The sequence below is a fragment of the Halalkalibacter wakoensis JCM 9140 genome (assembly GCF_000513095.1).
GTDB lineage: Bacteria > Bacillota > Bacilli > Bacillales > Bacillaceae_D > Halalkalibacter > Halalkalibacter wakoensis.
Window position 1 is genome coordinate 1 of the sequence record NZ_BAUT01000140.1, and the last position, 2,548, is coordinate 2,548.

Annotated in this window: 4 protein-coding genes and 1 pseudogene; 2 read left to right on the plus strand and 3 right to left on the minus strand. The window is 43.4% G+C overall.

Features of this window, described 5'->3' with window-relative positions:
• Nucleotides 1–78: 78 nt before the first annotated feature.
• The 3 genes and pseudogenes from JCM9140_RS24775 to JCM9140_RS22875 all read right to left on the minus strand — a co-directional run bounded on the left by JCM9140_RS24775 (nt 79) and on the right by JCM9140_RS22875 (nt 692).
• Nucleotides 79–222: a hypothetical protein gene (locus tag JCM9140_RS24775; protein ID WP_235715439.1), complete on the minus strand. Its 144-nt coding sequence runs from the start codon at nt 220–222 to the stop codon at nt 79–81.
• A pseudogene (locus JCM9140_RS25480) lies at nt 209–328 on the minus strand (DnaB-like helicase C-terminal domain-containing protein); the annotation flags it as partial. The gene JCM9140_RS24775 and the pseudogene JCM9140_RS25480, both read right to left, overlap by 14 nt.
• The gene (locus JCM9140_RS22875) at nt 318–692 is read right to left on the minus strand and encodes a DnaD domain protein (RefSeq protein ID WP_052002489.1); all 375 of its coding nucleotides are present in this window, start codon (nt 690–692) and stop codon (nt 318–320) included. The gene JCM9140_RS22875 and the pseudogene JCM9140_RS25480, both read right to left, overlap by 11 nt.
• A 749-nt stretch (nt 693–1,441) precedes the next feature.
• Between JCM9140_RS22875 and JCM9140_RS21745 the strand changes: the two genes are divergently transcribed.
• A complete protein-coding gene (locus tag JCM9140_RS21745) occupies nt 1,442–1,801 on the plus strand; it encodes a hypothetical protein (protein WP_034751718.1) in 360 nt (119 codons plus the stop codon).
• Between the two features lie 55 nt (nt 1,802–1,856).
• Nucleotides 1,857–2,548: hypothetical protein (locus JCM9140_RS24155; protein ID WP_175578208.1), on the plus strand; the 692-nt coding region annotated here is incomplete at its 3' end.

The window sequence follows — 2,548 nt, forward strand, 5'->3', positions numbered from 1 at the left end:
AGATTCGTTCCCTTTCCGAGAAGAACAGCTCGAGAAAGGGAATCAAAGAGGTGAAATGATTCTACCTTTCCCCGTAACCTACTTGGCCTTCAACACGCGAACTTGCTGCTTCAGCAATTGATTCTCTCTAACTAGCCATTCATTCACCAATTGGTAGTCGCCAATTGGTTTTTTTAAAAGTGATAGGTCGTACGCTACTTTTAGGTGATGAATTTCTCCCATTTCCTCCTAGCCTCCTTTTGTCACCAGCTATGCTTTCGCGAGATTCCAACTTTCTTGACAGCTGTGAAAGAGCGATAATGGGGACGTCAAGCTCCCTAGCCATCGAACATTCCTTCTGCATAATCCCAGCGTTTTTGTCTCATCAACGATTTTTCGATCGCTAACATCACCACTTCTGGACTTAACTCTTTTACCCAATGAGCAATCGACTCTGCGATAAAAGGATTTAAGACTCCCATGTTTTCTTCGTAAAAACGAAATACCGCGGCGTATCGCTCTTGTTCTTTTTCTTTTTCTTTTTCTTCTTCTTTTTCTTCTTCTTGTCCACTTATCGTCAACGTATCGTCTGTTTGAAGGCAAAAAGATGCGTAAAGCGCCCGAATCGACTCATTGGCTACAAACTGTCCAATGTATTTAATAAGAGAACGATCCTTGACACCCTCTAGCTCCTTTTGAATACAATCAAGCATCGGTTTGCCTCCACGCCCGAGGTTATGCTTGGCCCAGTTCTTGATTGCAAGTTCCCTTGTTCCGCGTTATACCGAATGAGCTTATACTGGTTCAAAAAGCGCTCAAATAACAGCTGCACGGTTTCAACAGAGAAACCTGTTTCAAAAGCTATATGTTTTTTCGTAATCCGGTAAATGCCAATTTGAGTCACTTGCGGATTGGTGAGAAGATACATGAAAAAGAACTTATCCTCCGGTGTCATCTCCTCCACTCACCTTTGGATCATGCCAGAATCCGGTTTGAATCATGCGGAATTTAGTCATCTATACAACCTCCTATTTTATGTATGCTTCAATTTATATATAGGAAGATGAGCTGATTTTCGTAGGACGATTTTTTAAAAGATTGCAACTTTTAATACTAAAAGAAACAACTACTAGGATTTGTTGCACGATAAACGTGGGACAGTGATAAGCTTCAAGGTGTATTTCCAGTCACTCATTTTGTGTTCTCTTCCGTATTAAGGTCTCAGTCGGATGCAATCTTACTATTTCAAAGATAACCAAGCTCACGATCCCGACTTTTATGATTCCCTCCCCATTTTCAACAGAATTTTGTTCGGCTTGAGAGCTATCACTTTCCCCTGTTTCCTTCAGAAGTTATCCTCTCTTCGGACTCCCTCTATAAAATTTAGTCTAGTAGCCTCTATGTGTTCACACTGCCAATTTTCTATTTTTATCATACATTTATTATAAAGGGGGTGTCCAAGTTGGAAGTGAACGAAGACACGTTGAAACAACTAGTAAAAGACTTTGACAAAAGCAAAAATATTGCGCTCCAAGAGGCAACTTCTGGAAATAACGAGGCACATACAGCTGTCGAGAACACATTTATGCCTATTACCTTAAGCTCATCTGCTACGGTAGCCCGTATTATTAGCAGTTACCTAGATATGTTTTCCGTACTGTTAGAAAACAAAAAATTCTTAGCCGATCATGAACAATATATCTTTAAAAAAATCGAGCTGTATGAGGCTTTGATGATGAGAATGATTGAAGAAGAGGAAGTTTACAAAGATAAAATCGTTAGACTACTGGAACAAAATAATAGATCTAAAAATGATAACTAGTTTAACTAACCTATTATAGTGTTCTATCTATTTTTTTAAAAATAGACTTTGTTTAATGGCAGTTGCCATTGCAAGATTATTTATCGCTAATAGAATAATGGTGAATCTAAGAAAAGGAGTGAATTCTATGGAGGAAAATACGAATAGAAAAGAATATTGTTCTGCTGCTGACGCACAAGAGCAAGCTTCAGCGGCTGCGGCTGCGGGATCTGATGGAGCGTCCTCTGCTTCTTCAAGTGCTAATTTGCAAGCAGCGGCTGCAGCGGGAAATGATGAATCCGCTGCTGCTGCTGCCGATGCTGCTTCAAGTAGATATGCTGCGGCTGCGGCGGGAAATGAAGATGCCGATGCGGCTGCGGCTGACGCGGCTGCTGGTGAAAATGCAGCTGCCTCTGCTGGGGTAACATCAACATCAGCAGCATCTGAGAATGCAGCTAGCTCTGCTGGTGCGGATGCCGATGCCGATGCTGATTCTGATGCTGACGCCGATTCTGACGCCGACGCGGACGCGGACTCTGATGCTGACGCCGATTCTGACGCCGATGCTGATGCGGACTCTGATGCTGACGCCGACGCGGACTCTGATGCCGATGCCGATGCTGATTCTGATGCTGACGCCAATGCTGATTCTGATGCCGACGCCGATTCTGACGCCGATGCCGATTCTGATGCCGATGCCGATGCGGACTCTGATGCCGACGCCGATTCTGACGCCGATGCCGATCTGATGCCGATGCCGATGCGACT